19 protein-coding genes are annotated in these 20222 nt (G+C 50.1%); 10 read left to right on the top strand and 9 right to left on the bottom strand.

Annotated features, from left to right (window positions below; genetic code table 11):
• Positions 1 to 76 precede the first annotated feature (76 nt).
• Both metG and HMPREF2596_RS00675 read left to right on the top strand, forming a co-directional pair.
• Positions 77 to 2134, top strand: coding sequence for a methionine--tRNA ligase (metG, locus tag HMPREF2596_RS00680; RefSeq protein ID WP_070848907.1), 2058 nt, complete (start codon positions 77 to 79; stop codon positions 2132 to 2134).
• Between the two features lie 27 nt (positions 2135 to 2161).
• Positions 2162 to 2356, top strand: a complete 195-nt coding sequence (locus HMPREF2596_RS00675) for a virulence regulator (protein ID WP_070606506.1) — start codon at positions 2162 to 2164, stop codon at positions 2354 to 2356.
• 108 nt (positions 2357 to 2464) lie between these two features.
• On the opposite strand, the gene rsgA is transcribed toward HMPREF2596_RS00675, so the two are convergent.
• Positions 2465 to 3331: a ribosome small subunit-dependent GTPase A gene (rsgA, locus tag HMPREF2596_RS00670; RefSeq protein ID WP_070848905.1), complete on the bottom strand. Its 867-nt coding sequence runs from the start codon at positions 3329 to 3331 to the stop codon at positions 2465 to 2467.
• A 150-nt stretch (positions 3332 to 3481) separates the two neighbouring features.
• Here rsgA and HMPREF2596_RS00665 point away from each other — a divergent pair, with 150 nt between their 5' ends.
• From HMPREF2596_RS00665 to HMPREF2596_RS00645, 5 genes are all read left to right on the top strand, one after another.
• Complete coding sequence (locus HMPREF2596_RS00665; RefSeq protein ID WP_070848903.1) at positions 3482 to 4099, top strand: tellurite resistance TerB family protein; 618 nt, start codon at positions 3482 to 3484, stop codon at positions 4097 to 4099.
• Between the two features lie 99 nt (positions 4100 to 4198).
• Positions 4199 to 5119 (top strand): patatin-like phospholipase family protein, encoded by a 921-nt coding sequence (locus tag HMPREF2596_RS00660; RefSeq protein WP_070848901.1) that lies wholly within the window; start codon positions 4199 to 4201, stop codon positions 5117 to 5119.
• 108 nt (positions 5120 to 5227) lie between these two features.
• On the top strand, positions 5228 to 7084 hold the full coding sequence (locus tag HMPREF2596_RS00655; protein WP_070848899.1) for a ribonuclease catalytic domain-containing protein: 1857 nt from the start codon (positions 5228 to 5230) through the stop codon (positions 7082 to 7084).
• A 135-nt stretch (positions 7085 to 7219) separates the two neighbouring features.
• Positions 7220 to 7447 carry an exodeoxyribonuclease VII small subunit gene (locus HMPREF2596_RS00650; RefSeq protein ID WP_003681131.1) on the top strand — a complete coding sequence of 76 codons (228 nt, stop codon included), beginning with the start codon at positions 7220 to 7222 and terminating at the stop codon, positions 7445 to 7447.
• The gene (locus HMPREF2596_RS00645) at positions 7431 to 8327 is read left to right on the top strand and encodes a polyprenyl synthetase family protein (protein WP_070848897.1); all 897 of its coding nucleotides are present in this window, start codon (positions 7431 to 7433) and stop codon (positions 8325 to 8327) included. The genes HMPREF2596_RS00650 and HMPREF2596_RS00645 overlap by 17 nt, the downstream gene beginning before the upstream one ends.
• 159 nt (positions 8328 to 8486) lie before the next feature.
• Here HMPREF2596_RS00645 and ftsY read toward each other — a convergent pair whose 3' ends face one another.
• Positions 8487 to 10019 (bottom strand): signal recognition particle-docking protein FtsY, encoded by a 1533-nt coding sequence (gene ftsY, locus HMPREF2596_RS00640; RefSeq protein WP_070848895.1) that lies wholly within the window; start codon positions 10017 to 10019, stop codon positions 8487 to 8489.
• Between the two features lie 145 nt (positions 10020 to 10164).
• On the opposite strand from ftsY, the gene msrAB reads away from it, so the two are divergent.
• The gene (gene msrAB, locus HMPREF2596_RS00635; protein ID WP_070848893.1) at positions 10165 to 11733 is read left to right on the top strand and encodes a bifunctional peptide-methionine (S)-S-oxide reductase MsrA/peptide-methionine (R)-S-oxide reductase MsrB; all 1569 of its coding nucleotides are present in this window, start codon (positions 10165 to 10167) and stop codon (positions 11731 to 11733) included.
• 130 nt (positions 11734 to 11863) lie between these two features.
• On the opposite strand, the gene purB is transcribed toward msrAB, so the two are convergent.
• Positions 11864 to 13234: an adenylosuccinate lyase gene (gene purB, locus HMPREF2596_RS00630; RefSeq protein WP_036492421.1), complete on the bottom strand. Its 1371-nt coding sequence runs from the start codon at positions 13232 to 13234 to the stop codon at positions 11864 to 11866.
• Positions 13235 to 13444: 210 nt separating this feature from the next.
• Here purB and HMPREF2596_RS00625 point away from each other — a divergent pair, with 210 nt between their 5' ends.
• On the top strand, positions 13445 to 13885 hold the full coding sequence (locus HMPREF2596_RS00625) for a surface-adhesin E family protein (protein WP_070848891.1): 441 nt from the start codon (positions 13445 to 13447) through the stop codon (positions 13883 to 13885).
• Positions 13886 to 14270: 385 nt separating this feature from the next.
• Here the strand turns inward: HMPREF2596_RS00625 and HMPREF2596_RS00620 are convergent, their stop codons facing one another.
• Both HMPREF2596_RS00620 and purD read right to left on the bottom strand, forming a co-directional pair.
• Positions 14271 to 14840: an L-threonylcarbamoyladenylate synthase gene (locus HMPREF2596_RS00620; protein WP_070849118.1), complete on the bottom strand. Its 570-nt coding sequence runs from the start codon at positions 14838 to 14840 to the stop codon at positions 14271 to 14273.
• A 71-nt stretch (positions 14841 to 14911) separates the two neighbouring features.
• Entirely contained in the window at positions 14912 to 16183 is a 1272-nt protein-coding gene (gene purD / locus HMPREF2596_RS00615) for a phosphoribosylamine--glycine ligase (RefSeq protein ID WP_070848889.1), read from the bottom strand.
• Between the two features lie 140 nt (positions 16184 to 16323).
• Here purD and HMPREF2596_RS00610 point away from each other — a divergent pair, with 140 nt between their 5' ends.
• The gene (locus tag HMPREF2596_RS00610) at positions 16324 to 16635 is read left to right on the top strand and encodes a DUF4298 domain-containing protein (protein WP_049349195.1); all 312 of its coding nucleotides are present in this window, start codon (positions 16324 to 16326) and stop codon (positions 16633 to 16635) included.
• Positions 16636 to 16689: 54 nt separating this feature from the next.
• On the opposite strand, the gene HMPREF2596_RS00605 is transcribed toward HMPREF2596_RS00610, so the two are convergent.
• The 4 genes from HMPREF2596_RS00605 to waaC all read right to left on the bottom strand — a co-directional run bounded on the left by HMPREF2596_RS00605 (position 16690) and on the right by waaC (position 20208).
• Entirely contained in the window at positions 16690 to 17301 is a 612-nt protein-coding gene (locus tag HMPREF2596_RS00605) for an IMPACT family protein (protein ID WP_049323008.1), read from the bottom strand.
• A gap of 61 nt (positions 17302 to 17362) precedes the next feature.
• Positions 17363 to 18295: an electron transfer flavoprotein subunit alpha/FixB family protein gene (locus tag HMPREF2596_RS00600; protein WP_070848886.1), complete on the bottom strand. Its 933-nt coding sequence runs from the start codon at positions 18293 to 18295 to the stop codon at positions 17363 to 17365.
• 10 nt (positions 18296 to 18305) lie between these two features.
• Positions 18306 to 19055, bottom strand: a complete 750-nt coding sequence (locus HMPREF2596_RS00595; RefSeq protein WP_003686610.1) for an electron transfer flavoprotein subunit beta/FixA family protein — start codon at positions 19053 to 19055, stop codon at positions 18306 to 18308.
• Positions 19056 to 19239: 184 nt separating this feature from the next.
• Positions 19240 to 20208, bottom strand: coding sequence for a lipopolysaccharide heptosyltransferase I (gene waaC / locus HMPREF2596_RS00590; protein ID WP_070848884.1), 969 nt, complete (start codon positions 20206 to 20208; stop codon positions 19240 to 19242).
• Between the last annotated feature and the right edge of the window lie 14 nt (positions 20209 to 20222).

Below are 20222 nucleotides of genomic sequence, written 5' to 3'. Positions count from 1 at the left end.
TTTCAGACGGCCTTTGCGTATTGTTTTGCGGTATAATTCCCGACATCTTTATTCATTGTTTTTAAAAGCACAAACCATGACACGCAAAATCCTTGTCACTTCCGCGCTGCCCTATGCCAACGGCAGCATCCACCTCGGCCACATGGTCGAACACATCCAAACCGACGTTTGGGTACGCTTCCAAAAACTGCGCGGCCACGAATGCTACTACTGCTGCGCCGACGACACCCACGGCACGCCCGTGATGCTTGCCGCGCAAAAACAAGGCATCGCGCCTGAAGACATGATTGCCAAAGTACGCGAAGAGCACCTCGCCGACTTTACCGGTTTTTTCATCGGCTATGACAATTATTACAGCACCCATTCCCCTGAAAACAAACAGTTTTCCCAAGACATTTACCGCGCTCTGAAAGCCAACGGCAAGATTGAGAGCCGCGTCATCGAGCAGCTTTTCGACCCTGAAAAACAAATGTTCCTGCCCGACCGCTTCGTCAAAGGCGAATGCCCGAAATGCCACGCCCAAGACCAATACGGCGACAACTGCGAAGTCTGCGGCACGACCTATTCCCCGACCGAACTGATCAACCCGTATTCCGCCGTTTCCGGTGCCAAACCCGAATTGCGCGAATCCGAACACTTCTTCTTCAAACTCGGCGAATGCGCCGACTTCCTCAAAGCATGGACTTCCGGCAACAACCCGCACGACGGCAAGCCCCATCTGCAACCCGAAGCCCTCAACAAAATGAAAGAATGGCTGGGCGAAGGCGAAGAAACCACCCTGTCCGACTGGGACATTTCCCGCGACGCGCCGTATTTCGGTTTCGAAATCCCCGACGCGCCGGGCAAATACTTCTACGTCTGGCTGGACGCACCCGTCGGCTACATGGCGTCATTTAAAAACCTGTGCGACCGCATCGGCGTCGATTTTGACGAATACTTCAAAGCCGACAGCCAAACCGAGATGTACCACTTCATCGGCAAAGACATCCTCTATTTCCACGCCTTGTTCTGGCCCGCCATGCTGCATTTCTCCGGTCACCGCGCCCCAACCGGCGTGTACGCACACGGCTTTTTGACCGTGGACGGACAAAAAATGTCCAAATCGCGCGGCACCTTCATCACCGCCAAATCCTATCTGGAACAAGGCCTGAACCCCGAGTGGATGCGCTACTACATCGCCGCCAAACTCAACAGCAAAATCGAAGACATCGATTTGAACCTGCAAGACTTTATCAGCCGCGTCAACAGCGACCTCGTCGGCAAATACGTCAACATCGCCGCCCGCGCATCAGGTTTCATCACCAAACGCTTTGAAGGCCGTCTGAAAGACGTTGCCGACAGCGAATTGCTGGCAAAACTGACTGCGCAAAGCAAAGCCATTGCCGAATGCTACGAAAGCCGCGAATACGCCAAAGCCCTGCGCGACATTATGGCCTTGGCAGACATTGTCAACGAATACGTTGATGCCAACAAACCTTGGGAACTGGCGAAACAAGAAGGCCAAGAGGAACGCCTGCACGAAGTATGCAGCGAGCTCATCAACGCCTTTACCATGTTGACCGCCTACCTCGCCCCCGTATTGCCGAAAGTGGCCGAAAATGCCGCCAAATTCCTGAATTTGGGAGCCATCACTTGGGCAAATACACGCGAAACCTTGGGCGAACACGCCATCAACAAGTACGAACATTTAATGCAACGAGTGGAGCAAAAACAAGTGGACGATTTAATCGAAGCCAACAAACAAAGCATCGCCGCCGCAGCCGCGCCTGCTGCCGAAGAAAGTAAATACGAAAAAGTCGCCGAACAAGCGAGCTTTGACGACTTTATGAAAATCGACATGCGCGTCGCCAAAGTATTGAACTGCGAAGCCGTCGAAGGCAGCACCAAACTCTTAAAATTCGACCTCGACTTCGGTTTTGAAAAACGCATCATCTTCTCTGGCATCGCCGCGTCTTATCCCAACCCCGCCGAATTGAACGGCCGCATGGTCATCGCCGTCGCCAACTTCGCCCCGCGCAAAATGGCAAAATTCGGCGTATCCGAAGGCATGATCCTCTCCGCCGCCACGGCAGAGGGCAAACTGAAGCTCCTCGACGTTGACGCAGGCGCGCAACCCGGGGATAAAGTGGGCTAAGCCTTAGCCAAACCATAAGGAGAAACCATGTTAAACCTTTCCGCTCCGGTACTTAAAGAAATAGAGTTGCTTCATGCCGCAGGCTTATCGGTTGGCGCTATTGTGACAGTATTGCGTCTGAAGTTTCCGGTAGAACTCCATGATCGGGAGGACAAACAAATTGAAGAAGCCGTGCTTCTCATGATCAATCCGCCACGAAAAGCACCGTCTCTTTCCCGCTAAGGTACCGATACCGGTTGAAAGGTAAATTTGGTTATACTTCAACAAAAGGCCGTCTGAAACTTTCAGACGGCCTTTTTATTTATCCAAACGCTTATTTCCACTCAAACTTTATCTCAACAATTCATCGGTAACGCGTTGCAGAAACTCAATGCGCTCGGGTTTGGCTTCGCCTGATTCAGCAGCGGCTTTGACGGCGCAGCCGGGTTCGGCGCGGTGGGTGCAGTTGTGGAAACGGCACTGGCCGATGAGATGGCGCAGGTCGGGGAAGTATTGTAATAAATCGGCAGCTTGGAGATGGTGCAGGCCGAATTCTTGCAGGCCGGGGGAATCGATGAGTCGGGTTTCTGCGTTTAAATCGTACAGTTGGGCGTGGGTGGTGGTGTGTTTGCCGGAGTCGAGCGCGGTGGAAATGTCGCCGGTTCGGGCGGCTTGGTTGCCGAGTAGGGCGTTGGTCAGGGTGGATTTGCCCATGCCGCTTTGTCCGAGCAGGATGTTGGTTTGCCCTTCTAAAATGGGACGCAGGATGTCGGCGTTTTCCAATGCGTTGGTTTCGACCACGGAATAGCCGAGGGTTTCGTAGAATTTGAGTTTCTCGCGCCATTGGGCGGTTTCAGGTAGGTCGGCTTTGTTGAGGACGATGACGGCGTTAATGCCGGCCGCTTCGGCTGCGAGGAGGGCGCGTTGCAACAGGGCTTCGCTGGGTGAGGGGCTGGCTGCGGTTACGATAAGCAGTTGGGTAACGTTGGCGGCAATCAGTTTGGTTTTCCACGCGTCTTGGCGGTAGAGCAGGCTTTCGCGCGGGAGGTAGTCTTCAATCACGACTTGTTCGCCGTTGATGGGGCTGATTCGGACTTGGTCGCCGCAGGCGAAATCGACGCGTTTTTTGCGGGTGGTGGCGTCATATGTTTGGCCGTCAGGGGTGCGGACAATATAGCGGCGGCCATAGCTGGTAATGATTTGGGCGGTATCGGTCATGATGGGGCTTATTGTTTGGAATGGTGTGATTGTACCGAAAGTCGGCTATGGCCGTCTGAAAACTTGTTTGCACCTTTTAACTTTCTTTGGCTTGGTTTTTGGGTGTTTCTACTCTATATTTGCAATGTATTGGTTTTCAGGAGATTTTTTATGGATTTCAGTCAGTTGCTCAATCAGGTTTTGGGTGCGGCCCAAAAAGGCGGCAAAGCGGTGGCGGAAAGCCCGCTCAATTCTTTCGGCGGCGGCGCGCTGACGGGTGCTTTGGCATCGATGCTGTTGAAAAAGAAAAACGCAAAGAAGCTGGTCAAGGCCGGCTCGGTCGCCGCTTTGGGTTTTCTGGCTTATAAAGGCTATCAAAACTGGAAACAAAACCAGCAGCAGGACGAATTGCCGCAAAGTGCGTTCCAACCTGCCGGCCTGATTGGTGAAAACCACAGCCGTGTGATTTTGCAAACGATGATTGCGGCGGCGGCTTCAGACGGCCTGATTGACGATGCGGAACGCGCGGCCATTGAGCGTGAAAGCGGCAGCGATGCGGAAACGGCGGCATGGCTGCAGGCGGAATATGCGCAACCGGCCTCCATCGAGCAAATTGCCGCTTCGGTCGGCAATGACGAGGCTTTGGCAGCCGAAACTTATCTGGCGGCCCGATTGGTCTGCGCGGACTTGTCGCGCAAGGAAATCGTGTTCCTGAGCCGTTTGTCCCAAGCTTTGAATTTGGACGACCAACTGGTCGAAAGCTTGGAAAAACAGCTCGAATTGGCTTAAGCCGGATTTAAAAGGCCGTCTGAATCCTAATTTCAGACGGCCTTTCGACTTAATTTCAGAGTAAAATAACCCTTTCGACATATTAAAGGCTGTCTGAACATGAATAAACTTTTTTCCACATTCAAAACGTTTTTAGCCGCTTCGTCCGTCTTGGTATTGGCTGCCTGTCCGAGCGGCAACACGCCGCAATCCAAACCTTCTACGCAGGGTCAAAATACGGTTTCGCATACTGCACCCAAACCGAAAGCCACGGTTGCGCTGGCTTTGGGCGGCGGCGCATCAAAAGGCTTTGCCCATATCGGGATTATTAAGGTTTTGAAAGAAAACAATATTCCGATCAAAATCGTTACCGGCACATCCGCAGGCTCGATTGTCGGCAGTATGTACGCTTCGGGAATGTCGCCCGACCGCCTCGAATTGGAAGCGGAAATTTTGGGTAAAACCGATTTGGTGGATTTGACTTTGTCCACCAGCGGCTTCATCAAAGGCGAAAAACTGCAAAACTACATCAACCGCAAAGTCGGCAACCGCCCGATGCAGCAGTTCCCCATCAAATTTGCCGCGGTTGCGACCGATTTTGAAAGCGGCAAACCGGTGGTGTTCAACGTAGGCAATGCCGGACAGGCCGTCCGCGCTTCTGCTTCGATTCCGAACGTGTTCCAACCTGTCGTTATCTGCAGCCGCAAATATGTGGACGGCGGCCTGTCGCAACCCGTACCGGTGAGCGCGGCGAAAAAACTGGGCGCAAACTTCATCATTGCCGTCGATATTTCCGCCCGTCCGGCCAAAAATGTCAGCCAAGGCATGTTCTCCTATCTTGACCAAACCTTCAACGTAATGAGCCAAACCGCCTTGCGCCAAGAATTGGGCCAAGCCAATGTGGTCATCAAACCGCAGGTTTTGGAGCTGGGTTCGGTTGGCGGTTTCGACCAAAAACAACGCGCCATCCAATTGGGTGAGCAGGCCGCACGCGCCGCCCTGCCTGAAATCAAACGCAAACTGGCGGCATATCAGTATTAATCATCTGCCGTTTGAACAGGCCGTCTGAAAGTATGTTTTTCAGACGGCCTTTCTTGTGCAAATCTGCTAAAATCACGCGTTCCCTACAAATCATAAAATCCTAAAAAAATGAATATCTTTTACGAAGAGTCCGGCCAATTCAAAGTCGCCGCCATCGTCCAAAAAAACGACGCCACCTACCAAGTCGATACCCAACACGGCAAGCGCACCAAAGTGAAGGCGAACAACGTCTTTGCCGAGTTCGACGGCGACATGGCGGCGTTTTTGGAGAACGCGCAGGCGCAGGCGGCGGACATCGATACCGATTTATTGTGGGAAGTGTGCGGCGAAGCAGAATTTTCCGCCGAAGCCATCGCCGAAGAATATTACGGTCATGCGCCGACCAAAACCGAGCTGGCGGCGACCTTGATTGCGCTGTACGCCGCGCCGATGTATTTCTACAAAAAAGCCAAAGGCGTGTTCAAAGCCGCGCCTGAAGAAACTTTGAAACAAGCGCTTGCCGCCATCGAACGCAAAAAACAGCAAGACGCGCAAATCGACGCTTGGGCGGAAGCCTTGAAACGCGGCGAGATGCCGTCTGAAATCGCGGCGGATTTGAAAACCATCCTGCACTCGCCCGACAAGCAGTCGCTGACCTACAAAGCCTTTACCAAAGCCGCCGATGCGCTGAAAACCTCCGCCTACGAATTGGCGAAAAAAACGGGCGGTATTACGTCCATTCCCCAATACCTGCAAGACGGATTTGAAATCAAATACTTCCCCAAAGGAACAGGCTTCCCCGACCTTCCGCTTCCTGAAATGCCCGACTTGCCCAAGTCCGACGTTACCGCCTTTTCCATCGACGACGAATCAACCACCGAAGTGGACGATGCCTTGAGCCTGACCGACTTGGGCAATGGCATGAAGCGCATCGGCATCCACATCGCCGCGCCGTCGCTTGCCGTTAAACCGGGCGACAAAATGGAAAAAAACATCATGGAACGCTTGAGCACGGTTTATTTCCCCGGCGGCAAAATCACCATGCTGCCCGAAAACTGGATTGCCGCGTTCAGCCTTGATGCGGGCGCGTACCGCCCTGCCGTCAGCATTTATTTCGATGTGGACAGCGAGTTCAACGTCGGCGCGCCAACCTGCAAAATCGAAGCGGTCAACATCGCCGAAAACCTGCGCATTCAAGCCATCGAACCACATTTCAACGCCGAAACCGGCTTGGACGAAGCAGGCGAAATGATGTTCGCCCACCATCAAGACCTGATTTGGTTCTATCAATTCGCCATCGCCCTGCAAAAAGCGCGCGGCAAATACGAGCCCGACCGCGCGCCGCAATACGATTACAGCATCGAATTGGGTGAGGAAGGCAACGTATCCGTCGTCCGCCGCGAACGCGGTTCGCCCATCGATACGCTGGTCAGCGAGATGATGATTCTTGCCAACAGCACTTGGGCGCAAATGCTGGACGAAAACGAGCTGCCCGGCCTTTTCCGCGTCCAACCGGCAGGCAAAGTGCGCATGAGCACCAAATCCGAGCCGCACATCGGCATGGGTGTGCAGCATTATGGCTGGTTTACCTCGCCGCTGCGCCGCGCCGCCGACTACATTAACCAAAAGCAGCTGATCAGCCTGATCGACGACACTGCCGAACCGCTGTATCAAAACAGCGATGCCGAGCTTTTCGCCGCGCTGCGCGACTTCGATGCCGCCTATACAGCCTACGCCGACTTCCAACGCCAAATGGAAGCCTACTGGAGCCTCGTGTACCTGCAACAGCAAGGCACGAGCGAGCTGACGGCTACCATCCTCAAAGAAGACCTCGTCCGCATTGAAGGCCTGCCGCTGGTAACGCGCGCGACCGGTATTCCGTTTGACGCGCTGCCCAAATCGCAGGCATTGTTCAAAATCACCGAATTGGATGCCGAGAAGCAGTTTATCGCGCTCAACTATCAAAAAGCCGTTTTACCGGGCTGATAACATTATTCCGTTTGAAAAAAGGCCGTCTGAACGCAAAAACAGAAATCTTTGATTTCGTTTTCATCCCCGTTCAGACGGCCTTCATCATCTAAAAATGCTACAATTCCCCTTTTCTGCCCATCATTTCAAACCATGAAAAAAAACGCCCCCCAATCCTTTGAAGAAGCCTTATCCCGCCTCGAAACCCTGACCCAGGCCATGCAAAGCAGCGAAATGCCGCTGGAAGACGCTTTGGCCGCCTATCAGGAAGGCAACGAATTGGTCAGATACTGCCAAACCAAATTGGCGGAAGTCGAGCAGAAACTGCAAGTCTTGGATGCCGGCGAACTGAAGGAGTTGAACCTTGAACCCGGCGAATGAACTCAAAACATGGCAGCAAAAAGCCCAAGCGCAGACCGAATTGCTGCTGGCGCATTTCTTGCCGTCTGAAAGCCAAGTGCCGCACACGCTGCACGAAGCCATGCGTTACGTTACCCTCGGCGGCGGCAAACGGCTGCGCCCGCTCTTGGTGCTTGCCGCGTCCGAATTGGGCGAAGCAAACCAAAATGCCGTCGAGCAGGCAATGGCGGCCATTGAAATGGTGCACGTCTATTCGCTGGTTCACGACGATATGCCGGCGATGGACAACGACAGCCTGCGCCGCGGCAAACCGACCTGCCATGTGCAATACGATGAAGCCACCGCCCTTTTGGTCGGCGATGCGCTGCAAACCCAAGCCTTTGATGTATTGAGCCGTCCGACAGGCCTGCCTGCCGAACGTCAGCTTGCCATGTTGTCCACGCTGGCCCAGGCATCCGGCAGCCTCGGTATGGCGGGCGGACAAGCCATCGACCTTGCCAATGTCGGCAAAGCCATGAATCAGGCCGAATTGGAACAGATGCACAGCCTCAAAACCGGCGCGCTCATCCGCGCGGCCGTGGCCTTAGGCGCACTTTCCTGCCCGGACTTAACACCGGCGCAAATCCAAACCTTAGACCGCTACGCCGCCAAATTGGGCCTGGCTTTCCAAGTGATCGACGATGTATTGGACTGCGAAGCCGATACCGCCACCTTGGGCAAAACCGCCGGCAAAGACTCAGACAACGACAAACCGACCTACGTCAAACTAATGGGCCTGCAGACCGCGCGTACTTACGCAGAAACGCTGATTGCAGAAGCTGTTGCCCTAATCGAGCCATTCGGCAGCAAAGCCCTGCGCCTGCGCCAACTGGCCGAGTTTGTTACTGCGCGGAAAAACTAAACCTGAAAATAAAATAAAGGCCGTCTGAAACCTGATTTTAGGTTTCAGACGGCCTTTTTAACAACCTGTTTGGCTTGTGTATCAACCGAATGCAGAGTCATTCAAAATACGGTTCAGAAATCCCCCGCAAACTGCGTTGACAAGCCTCAGCCTGTCTGTTTAATCCAATAGGGCATCTACAAACGCTTTGGCATTAAACGGACGCAAATCGTCGATGCCTTCGCCTACGCCGATGTAGCGAACAGGAACTGGGCGGTCAGAGGCAAGGGCGGCAAGGATACCGCCTTTGGCCGTACCGTCGAGCTTGGTGACGATCAGACCGGTCAAACCCAATGCTTCGTCAAAGGCTTTCACTTGGTTGACGGCGTTTTGGCCGATGTTGGCATCAAGCACAACGATGATTTCATGTGGCGCATCAGGCATGGCTTTTTGCAACACGCGCTTCACTTTTTTGATTTCTTCCATCAAATGAAGCTGCGTCGGCAGACGGCCGGCAGTATCGGCCAGCACGATATCGATGCCGCGCGCTTTGGCGGCTTGGACAGCATCGAAGCAAACGGCTGCGGAATCGCCTGTGGTTTGCGAGATGACGGTCACATTGTTGCGTTCGCCCCAAGCTTGAAGCTGCTCACGCGCGGCGGCACGGAAAGTATCGCCTGCCGCCAACAGCACAGATTTGCCCTGCGCTTGGAAGTATTTGGCGAGTTTGCCGATAGATGTGGTTTTGCCTGCGCCGTTGATACCGGCAAGCATAATCACGAAAGGCTCCTTGGTTTCCGGCAAGACCAAAGGTTTTTCCAGAGGCTTAATCAAGTCGTACAGCGCATCTTTCAGCGCGCCGCGCAATTCGTTGCCGTCTTTGAGGCCTTTGAGGCTGACACGGTCGCGCACGTCTTTCATCAAGTATTCGGTGGCTTCCATGCCCATATCGCTGGTAATCAGCACGGTTTCCAGCTCTTCATACAAATCCTCGTCGATTTGTCCGCCGCCGAACACGCCGGCCAGCGATTTCGCCATTTTGTCACGCGATTTGGTCAAGCCTTGTTTCAAACGCGCAGCCCAACTGAGCTTGGGTTCTTCCACCGGAGCAGGGGCTTCAACCGGTGTTTCCGCAACGGTTTCTTGAACTTGCTCGACAGCTTCGCTAACTGCTTCAACAGCTTCTTCTTTTACTGCTTCGGCCTGTCCTGCTGCTTCTTCAGCAGCCTCAGCTACTTCAGACGGCATCTCGGCAACGGTTTCTTGAACCTGTTCAACAGTCTCGCTGACGGTTTCAACGGCCGCCTCTTTTGCCGCCTCAGCCTGTTCTGCTGCTTCCTCAACAGCCTCAGCCGCTTCAGACGGCATCTCGGCAACGGCTTCTTGAACCTGTTCAACAGCCTCGCTGACGGTTTCAACGGCCGTTTCTTTTGCCGCTTCAACGTGTTCTTCCACTTTTTCAACTGTTTCAGACGGCGTTTCGGTCAAAGCTTCCCGAACCTGCTCGACGGTTTCACTGACAGTTTCAACAGCCGATTCGACAACTGATTCAATATGCCCTTTGACGCTTTCTGCTAAAGATTCGGCATCTTCTTTAATATTTTCAACTACTTGAGCAACTTCAGACTCTACTTTTGCTGCGGTTTCCTGAACTTGAGCCTCCTCAGGAGCCGGAGTTTCCTGTTTTTTCTTGCGACGGAAGAAGCTGAACATTAAATTTTCCTTTTAATTTTAGAAACTTGAAATAGGGAGTATTGTAGCGTATTTTACGTGGCAAGGTCGTCTGAAAATCAAGGTTGTCAGGTTTTGGCATTTCCAACGTCTAATGAGACAAACCATCCATACAGGAAACATAGAGATGAAACCCCGTACCTTCTTTTCCCTTTGCGCCAAGTTCGGCTGCCTGCTTGCGCTGGGCGCCTGCTCATCCAAAATGATGGATACCGAAGCCGCAACTGTACCGCAGGCATTGTCCTCGTTGAAAACTCCTGACAACCGCCCTGCCAGTGTCTTCCTGAAAAAAGACAAACCGACTCTGATTAAATTTTGGGCAAGTTGGTGTCCTTTGTGTTTGTCCGAACTGGGGCAAACCGAAAAATGGGCGCAAGATGCAAAATTCAGTTCTGCCAATCTGATTACCGTTGCCTCGCCCGGTTTTCTACACGAGAAAAAAGACGGCGACTTCCAAAAATGGTATGCCGGTTTGAACTATCCCAAGCTGCCCGTCGTGACCGACAACGGCGGCACCATCGCCCAAAGCCTGAATATCGGCGTTTACCCTTCTTGGGCATTAATCGGTAAAGACGGCGACGTGCAGCGCATCGTCAAAGGCAGCATCAACGAAGCGCAGGCATTGGCGTTAATCCGCGACCCGAATGCCGATTTAGGCCGTCTGAAAAATTCGTTCTACAAACCCGACACACAGAAAAAGGATTCAAAAATCATGAATACGCGCACCATCTACCTCGCCGGCGGCTGCTTCTGGGGCTTGGAAGCCTATTTCCAACGCATAGACGGCGTGGTGGACGCCGTATCCGGCTACGCCAACGGCAAAACAAAAAATCCGAGCTACGAAGATGTGTCCTACCGCGACACGGGCCATGCCGAGACCGTCAAAGTCACCTACGATGCCGACAAACTCAGCCTCGACGACATCCTGCAATACTATTTCCGCGTCGTTGACCCGACCAGCCTCAACAAACAAGGCAACGACACCGGCACGCAATACCGCAGCGGCGTGTACTACACCGACCCCGCCGAAAAAGCCGTCATCGCCGCCGCCCTCAAGCGCGAGCAGCAAAAATACCAACAGCCCCTCGTCGTCGAAAACGAGCCGCTGCAAAACTTCTACGACGCCGAGGAATACCATCAGGACTACCTGATTAAAAACCCCAACGGCTACTGCCACATCGACATCCACAAAGCCGACGAACCGCTGCCGGGCAAAACCAAAGCCGCCCCGCAAGGCAAAGGCTTCGACGCGGCAACGTATAAAAAACCCAGCGCTGCCGAACTCAAACGCCTCCTGACCGAAGAGCAATACCAAGTTACCCAAAACAGCGCGACCGAATACGCCTTCAGTCATGAATACGACCACTTGTTCAAACCCGGCATTTATGTGGACATCGTCAGCGGCGAGCCCCTGTTCAGTTCCGCCGACAAATTCGATTCCGGCTGCGGCTGGCCAAGCTTCACCCGCCCGATTAACGCCGCCGCCGTTACCGAACACGACGATTTAAGCTACAACATGCGCCGCACCGAAGTGCGCAGCCACGCTGCCGATTCGCACTTGGGACACGTCTTTCCCGATGGCCCGAAAGACAAAGGCGGCCTGCGCTACTGCATCAACGGCGCGAGCCTGAAATTCATCCCGTTGGAACAAATGGACGCTGCTGGCTACGGCGCATTGAAAGACAAAGTGAAATAACGGATTGAATCGAAAAAGGCCGTCTGAAAAAGATTTCAGACGGCCTTTTTGATTTGTCGGATGTAGAGGGTTGGTTTCTTATCTATCAAAAAATCTCAATAACTAAGAAAGTGCACCCTACAAAAGCCTTTTAAATTCGTTTTGCCAACTCTTCGGCTTTGCCCACATACAACGCAGGGGTCAGCTCAAGCAATTTGGCTTTGGCTTCTGCCGGAATTTCCAACGACTCGATAAAGAGTTTCAACACTTCAGGCGTAATGCCGTCTTTACCGCGTGTCAGGTCTTTCAGCTTCTCGTAAGGATTGGCTACGCCGTAACGACGCATTACTGTTTGAATCGGCTCGGCCAACAGCTCCCAAGTAGCGTCCAAATCAGCAGCAAGGGCGGCAGGATTCGGTTCAAGCTTGTTCAGACCGCGCAGATGGGCGGCAAAACCCAATACGGTATAGCCCACGCCTACGCCCATATTACGCAATACGGTGCTGTCGGTCAGGTCGCGCTGCCAACGGGAAATCGGCAGTTTTTCGGACAAAAAGCCCAATACGGCATTGGCCATACCGAGGTTGCCTTCGGAATTTTCAAAGTCGATTGGGTTGACTTTGTGCGGCATGGTAGAAGAACCGACTTCGCCTGCTTTGACTTTTTGTTTGAAGTAACCCAATGAAATATAGCCCCAAACATCACGATTGAAGTCGATCAGAATCGTATTGACACGGCTGATGGCTTGGAAGAATTCCGCCATATAGTCGTGCGGCTCGATTTGAATGGTGTAGGGGTTGAAGGTCAGGCCGAGGCTGATTTCGACAAAGTTGCGGCAATGGGTTTCCCAATCCACATCGGGATAAGCGACCATATGGGCATTGTAGTTGCCGACTGCACCATTGATTTTGCCGAGGAACTCTTGCGCTTGCAGGTTTTTGAACTGGCGTTGCAGGCGGTACACGACATTGGCGATTTCTTTACCCAATGTGCTTGGTGTAGCAGGCTGGCCATGCGTGCGGCTCATCATCGGGACGGCAGCCAACTCATGCGCCATGCCGGTCAGTTTTTCGATGATTTCGGCCAGTTTCGGCAGCAAAACAGTCTCACGCGCTTCTTGCAGCATTAAAGCGTGGGACAGGTTGTTGATGTCTTCACTGGTGCAGGCAAAGTGGATGAACTCGCTGGCAGCAGCCACTTCAGGCACGCCGGAGAAGCGTTCTTTAAGCCAATACTCGATGGCTTTGACGTCATGATTGGTGGTCGCCTCAATGGCTTTGACGGCGGCGGCATCTTCAAGCGAGAAGTTTTCGATCACTTTGTCGATTTCGGCAAGCGTAAAATCGCTGAAAGCAGGAACTTCTGCAATCTTAGGCTCGGCGGCAAGGGCTTTGAGCCAGTTTAATTCAACTTTGACACGCGCACGCATCAGGCCGTATTCGGAGAAAATCGGACGCAATGCTTCAACGGATTTGGCATAACGGCCATCTAATGGGGAAAGTGCAGCGATAGGGTTAATCATGTCGGATCTTCCTATGGGATGAAAACCAAATTGTTTGCAATTATACATGATTTTACACTTCAAGGCCGTCTGAAAAGCAGGTTTCAGACGGCCTTTTCAGCGTATTTTTCATAAAATTCTTTTCAGAGGTTCAACTTTGCAAAATCGATTTACGATATATGCCATCTTCACGGATAATATCGGCTGACTTTCTGTAAATAATGAGGTTTTATGAATATCAAACGTTTTTCCTTAGCTGCAACCGTATTTGCGGCTTTAATGTTGAGTGCCTGTGAAACAACCACCACTTCAAGCGGCGGCGGCAGCTGGAACAACATCGGCACCATCTCTGAAGGCAATATCAAAGTAGCCATTGATAAAAGCAGCATTAAAAGAAATGGCGCACTAGTTACTTTCCGCGATAAAAAAACCGTTTCCAAACTGAAAGAGGAACGTTTCGTCAACACGCCTGCCTATAAAACGGCCATCGGCAGCTGGGAAATTCATTGCTCAAACAAAACCTATCGCCTGGCAGCGTTGCAACTGATGGACGAACACGGCCGGGTGATTTCCAACCAAAGCTATACGCCGACCAGCATCCGCCCAATGAGCGTCATGAGCGGCACGATTACTGAAAAACAATACGAAACGGTGTGCGGACATAAGCTTTAATCCACACTTATTCACAAAGTTATCCACAGTTTAAATATTTAAAAGGCCGTCTGAATGCTTTGAATATCAAGTTTCAGACGGCCTTTTTATGTTTTGATGGAAATTTATCTTCAAATTTATCCACAAAATTTGTTTATTCAAAAATAATTTAATACAGCGATTCATTCACGCTCAAAATTTGCTTCATTCTTTGCCAGAGTATTTCACAAAATACTGCTTTCTGCTCTATTTACTGACTTACTATCTGCTTAATCGATCTGTATTTACAGACTTCTATACATCAAACTGGCTCTGCACTCAATACTTTTCAAAAAGGTATTCCAATCTTTTAGAAAAAATTTGCTTCTCCAAATAAATACCTTTCCTTTGAAAATACAGTTCTTCTTTAACGCAGCCTTGCCCCTGTTTCTCCGTCAATAATCTGGCTAGGAGTTTTCTGCTTACCTATCAATCCGCCTACAACCCAGACTTTCCTGCCAAACTGTCTTCTGACTTCCCTTTCCGTTTTGCACGCCCGTTTGCCTGCACGATTGCATGAAGTAGAGACTAAAGGCATTTCTAAAACCTGACACAAACGTCTTGCACCTGCGTGCGCAGGAACCCTGACAGCCAATTTACTGCGTCTTTTTCCCCGTAACGAAGGCAATACTTTTTTTCCAACCGGCAATAAAAAAGTTTTCGGAGCCGGCCATGCTTCATTCAGCATAGTTTGGATATTTTCAGACGGCCTTTGCAGCAAAGGTTGCAACTGTTCCAAGCTATGGCCAATGACAATCATGCCTTTGTGTTGCGGTCGTTTTTTCAGATGAATCAGTTGATTGAGTGCTTTGGGCAAAGTAGGGATACAGCCCAAGCCATAGCAAGACTCGGTAGGATAGGCGACCAAACCGCCTTTTTTAAGATGCGCCTGCAGCCTGCGTTGGGCTGCAGCCGATAAAATTCTGGGGAACATCATCATATACCAAGGCCGTCTGAAACTGCGATTGTCGGACAATCTGTGTTCAGACGGCCTGTTTCTATTCATTATTAACGGTTGATGGCTTTATCGGCAATGTCTTTACGGTATTGCATACCGTCAAAACGGATGGTTTCCAATGCCTCATAAGCCTTACTCTTAGCTTGTGCAACATCATCGCCCAAACCGACGACACACAACACACGGCCGCCGTTGGTTACCACTTCACCTTTTTCATTCGTTGCAGTACCGGCATGGAAAACTTTACCGATTTGATTGGCCTTATCCAAGCCGAAGATCACATCGCCTTTTTTTGGAGAATCAGGATAGTTTTGTGCGGCCAACACCACGCCTACGGCAGTCTGCGGATTCCATTCGGCAGCAACACTATCCAGTTTGCCGTCGATTGCTGCTTCAACCAAATCCACCAAATCACTATTCAAACGGCTCATAATCGGCTGGGTTTCAGGGTCACCAAAACGGCAGTTGAATTCGATGGTATAAGGCGCACCGCTTTTATCAATCATCAAGCCCGCGTATAAAAAGCCGGTAAACTCATGACCTTCTGCTTTCATACCGGCCACAGTCGGCAAAATAATTTCATTCATCGCACGCTCGTATACATCAGGCGTTACCACCGGAGCAGGGCTGTATGCGCCCATACCGCCGGTATTAGGGCCTTTGTCGTCATCCAACAGGCGTTTATGGTCTTGACTGGTTGCCATCGGCAAAACATGATTGCCGTCCACCATAACGATAAAGCTTGCTTCCTCGCCTTGCAGGAAATCTTCAATCACGACGCGCGCGCCTGCATTGCCCATTTTGTTGCCCAACAACATATCGTCGATAGCGGCATGGGCTTCATCCAAAGTCATGGCGACAATCACGCCCTTACCGGCAGCCAAACCATCCGCTTTAATAACAATCGGCGCACCTTTTTGGTTGACGTAATCATGTGCCGCATCGGCATTTTTAAAGGTTTGGTATTGCGCGGTTGGAATCTTATATTTTGCCATAAACGCTTTAGCAAAATCCTTTGAGCTCTCCAACTGGGCCGCGTATTGAGTCGGGCCAAAAATCTTCAATCCGGCAGCACGGAAGTCATTGACCACACCTGCAGCCAAAGGCGCTTCAGGGCCGACTACGGTAAAAGCAATATTTTCATTACGGCAAAAATCAATCAAATCTTGATGTGCTGTCAATGCAATATTCTGAAGTTTAGGTTCAATTGCCGTTCCGGCATTACCAGGTGCAACAAAGACAGTTTCTACTTTAGACGACTGCGCCAATTTCCAAGCCAGTGTGTGTTCACGTCCACCATTACCAATAACGAGCAATTTCATACCATCTCCTTGAAGAATAGATGTTGTCAATTAAATTCAATCGATGGAATTATTGTTCCATCTTGTATAGCTGTTTCAAATTAAGAATAATATTGCACCAAGACAACCATACTCTAATTTCAAACAACGAAAGGAAAATCATGCAAAAACGTATTGACGAAATTCAAAGCAAATACCGCGAATGGTGCGAATTACTGCCGCAACTAGAGGCAGATATCGCCCGCTGGAAACATGCTGCAAGCCTCATGCAGGACATGGATGAATTCTATACCAACGAATACCAAGCGTGTCATCAAGCCATTGAAGAAGGTGCAGATGTTGATTTGCGTACACAGGGCGAATACAGCATTATGAGCGAAGATGCCCTATGGAACGCACTGGGAGAATTTCATCAACTGGCTTGGGAACACTTGCGCTCAAGCGTAAATGCTTTAGACAGATACCAAGGCTAAAACATCAAAGGCCGTCTGAAACTTTTGATTGATCAAATATGTTCAGACGACCTTTTATTCAAACGGCTTCTCAGTATTTACTTCAATTTGGCGCGTATTTTTCCAGGCGGCAATACAGGCTTCATAATCGGCCAACGCTATTTTTACTGTCAACTTACAATCCAGCTGCAAATCCTGTTCCACAATATCGGCCTGATATTGTTTGGCAATCCGTATCGCCTCATTCAAAACTGGATATTCACACTTCAACCAAACCGTTTTTTCAACATTCTTTTCAACAACTTCAGCTATCGCCAGCGCCTGAGCCGTTGATTCCTTATAGGCATGAATCAAACCGGGAACACCCAATAGCGTACCGCCAAAATAACGCACAACCACAACCAATACATCCGTTACGCCGACAGAATCAATCTGCCCTAAAATAGGGCGGCCAGCGCTCCCGGACGGTTCTCCATCATCATTTGCGCGAAACTGCATTCCATCCACACCCAATCGGTAGGCGTAGCACCAATGTCGTGCTTTGTGATGCTCTTCCTTTAATGGGTCGAGATATTTCTTCACATCAGCCAACGTGCGGATCGGATAGGCATATGCGATGAAGCGGCTGCCTTTATCTTTAAATTCAGCCTGTGTCGGTGTTGTAATGGTTTTATAGGTCGTAATCATGCCAAAATATGTTCAGACGGCCTTTGTTATAAAAGGCCGTCTGAACGTTTCACGTGAAACATTAGTTTTTCAGTGCTTCTGTCAGTTGAGGCACAACTTCAAACAAATCACCAACCAAGCCGTAGTCTGCCACATTGAAAATAGGCGCATCAGCATCTTTGTTGATGGCAACAATTACTTTACTGTCTTGCATACCGGCAACATGTTGGATAGCACCGGAAATACCGATAGCGAAGTACAGTTGCGGCGCAACCACTTTACCGGTTTGACCCACTTGGGCATCGTTTGGCGCATACTCGGCATCCACTGCCGCACGGGACGCACCAATCGCCGCACCCAAAACATCCGCCAAAGGAGTCAATACTTCATTGAATTTTTCAGCACTACCCAACGCACGGCCACCGGAAACAATCACTTTTGCCTGAGTTAATTCAGGACGGTCAGATTGAGAAAGTTGACGGTTTACGAAACGGCTCAGGTTTTGAGCAGGTGTTGCCTCAACATTAACCACTTCTGCATTACCGCCTTGTCCGGCAGCATCAAATGCTGTCGCACGGAAAGTCAGCACCAGTTTTTCAGAATTGGATTGAACAGTTTCAAACGCATTACCGGCATAAATCGGACGGACAAATGTCGACTTATCCACAACTTCGGTTAAATCCGAAACTTGTGGTACATCCAACAAGGCTGCTACTCGAGGCAGAAGATTTTTGCCAAACGCAGTTGCAGTCGCAGCCACATAGCGGTAATCCACAGCCAGTTTAACAACCAAAGGCGCCAATTCTTCTGCCAAACCTTCAGCATAATAGGGCGCATCGGCTACTAAAACTTTCGCTACGCCTGCAACCTGTTTTGCCTCTTCAACCACCGCAGCAGCATTACTGCCGGCGACCAATAAATCTACATTACCTAATTTGGCGGCAGCCGTTACCGCATGCAAAGTGGCAGGATTCAAATGTTGGTTATTATGTTCCGCAATAATCAATACGCTCATTTCATACTCCTTAGATCACTTTGGCTTCGTTTTTCAGCTTTTCAACCAACTCGGCAACATCAGCTACTTTCACACCGGCTTGACGTGCTTTAGGTTCGGCAAATTTCACGGTATTCAAACGCGGAGAAATATCCACAGCCAAATCGGCAGGACTTAATTTTTCCAAAGGCTTTTTCTTTGCCGCCATGATATTAGGAAGTTTGACAAAGCGTGGTTCGTTCAAACGCAAATCCGCACTGATCACCGCAGGCAACTTCAACGCAACAGTTTCTTCGCCGCCGTCAATTTCACGGGTTACCAATGCTTCTTCGCCTTCAATTTGCACTTTTGATGCAAAAGTACCTTGAGCCGCATTCAACAACGCAGCCAGCATTTGGGCAACTTGGTTGGCATCATCGTCAATTGCCTGTTTACCCAGCAGCAAAATTTGCGGATTTTCTTTATCCGCAACAGCTTTCAGCAATTTTGCAACGGCCAAAGGCTCCAATTTCGCATCAGTTTCAACATGAACCGCACGGTCGGCACCCATCGCCAAAGCAGTACGCAACGTCTCTTCGCATTTTTTCTCGCCAAGAGAAACAGCAACAATCTCGCTTACTTTTCCAGCTTCTTTCAAACGGACAGCTTCTTCTACCGCGATTTCATCAAACGGGTTCATCGACATTTTGACATTACCAATATCCACATCGGAACCATCGGCTTTCACACGAACTTTGACGTTGTAGTCCACTACGCGCTTTACTGCGACCAGTGCTTTCATTCAATTCTCCTAAAAAGAATGTCCATCAAATCAAGCATACTGCTTTTGATACATTCTTTATATAAAATCCAATTCGGTTTTCACCAACATGACAAAACCAAATTTGTATAAATCTTGGCAAATAGAGCGGAATTATATCATTTCTAAAGCATTTACTCAGAAAATAAATCCAACTCCCCAGCAATTATTTACCGTATGCTGCAACACAATCCATCAAGGTTTGATAAACCTCGTCAACATTGGGAATTTGAGCAATACCGCCTAAATTCTTTGCATAAGCCGAAACTTGAACGCCGGTCTTGACCGGATCTGTATCTGTATAAATTCCTACGACAGGCTTTTCCAACGCATTAGCAAGATGCAGTAGTCCGGTATCTACGCCAATAATACCTTCTGCGTTTTTCAATAAAAATGCGGCCTGTAATAAATTCATTTTGTCGCAGACGAAAGCAAACGGTAAATCGCTTGCAATCTGTTCGGCTCGTATTTTTTCGGTTTCATTTCCCCACGGCAGATATACAGTGCATTGTTGTTCTTCATTCAACTTCTTCAATAATGCACGCCAGTGTTCTACAGGCCATAATTTACTGTCGCGACTGGTTGCATGCAAAGCAACATAATAAGGGGATTGCACATTTTTCAGACGGCCTGATTCAGGAACCGACAAACCAAACACCTGCGTTTCAGGCATTGTATAACCAAAAACTTGGGCGAATAACTCACGGTTTCGCCAAACCGCATTTTTACCTTTCGGCACGGCAAACGTTTTACTGTACGCAAGGGCCGCCAAACTTTCACGCGCGCTGTGTTTATCCAAACCGTAAATAGGGGATTTCGCCATTTTGGCAAAGCATGCGCTTTTAATCAGTCCTTGGCTATCTAAAACAAAATCAAAAGATTCAACCTGTAAATCCGTTTTCAGACGGCCTATTTCACGCCACGTTTCAGCCTGAAAAAGGTGCTTGCGCCATTGCCGCCATTTCATTACATGAACTTTTTTAACAAAAGGATGCAAGCGCGCAATATCTGCAAATCCGGCCTCACACAACCAATGCAGTTCTACCTCAGGACATTGTCGCGCCAAATCTTCAACTGCAGGCAACGTATGAATTAAATCGCCCATACTGGACAAGCGGACAAGTAAAATCTTCATATTTTGAAAGATGT

The organism is Neisseria sp. HMSC078C12 (assembly GCF_001838065.1).
Lineage (GTDB): Bacteria > Pseudomonadota > Gammaproteobacteria > Burkholderiales > Neisseriaceae > Neisseria.
The sequence above is the reverse complement of the archived record's forward strand: the minus strand, read 5'-3'. Positions and strand labels throughout refer to the sequence as shown.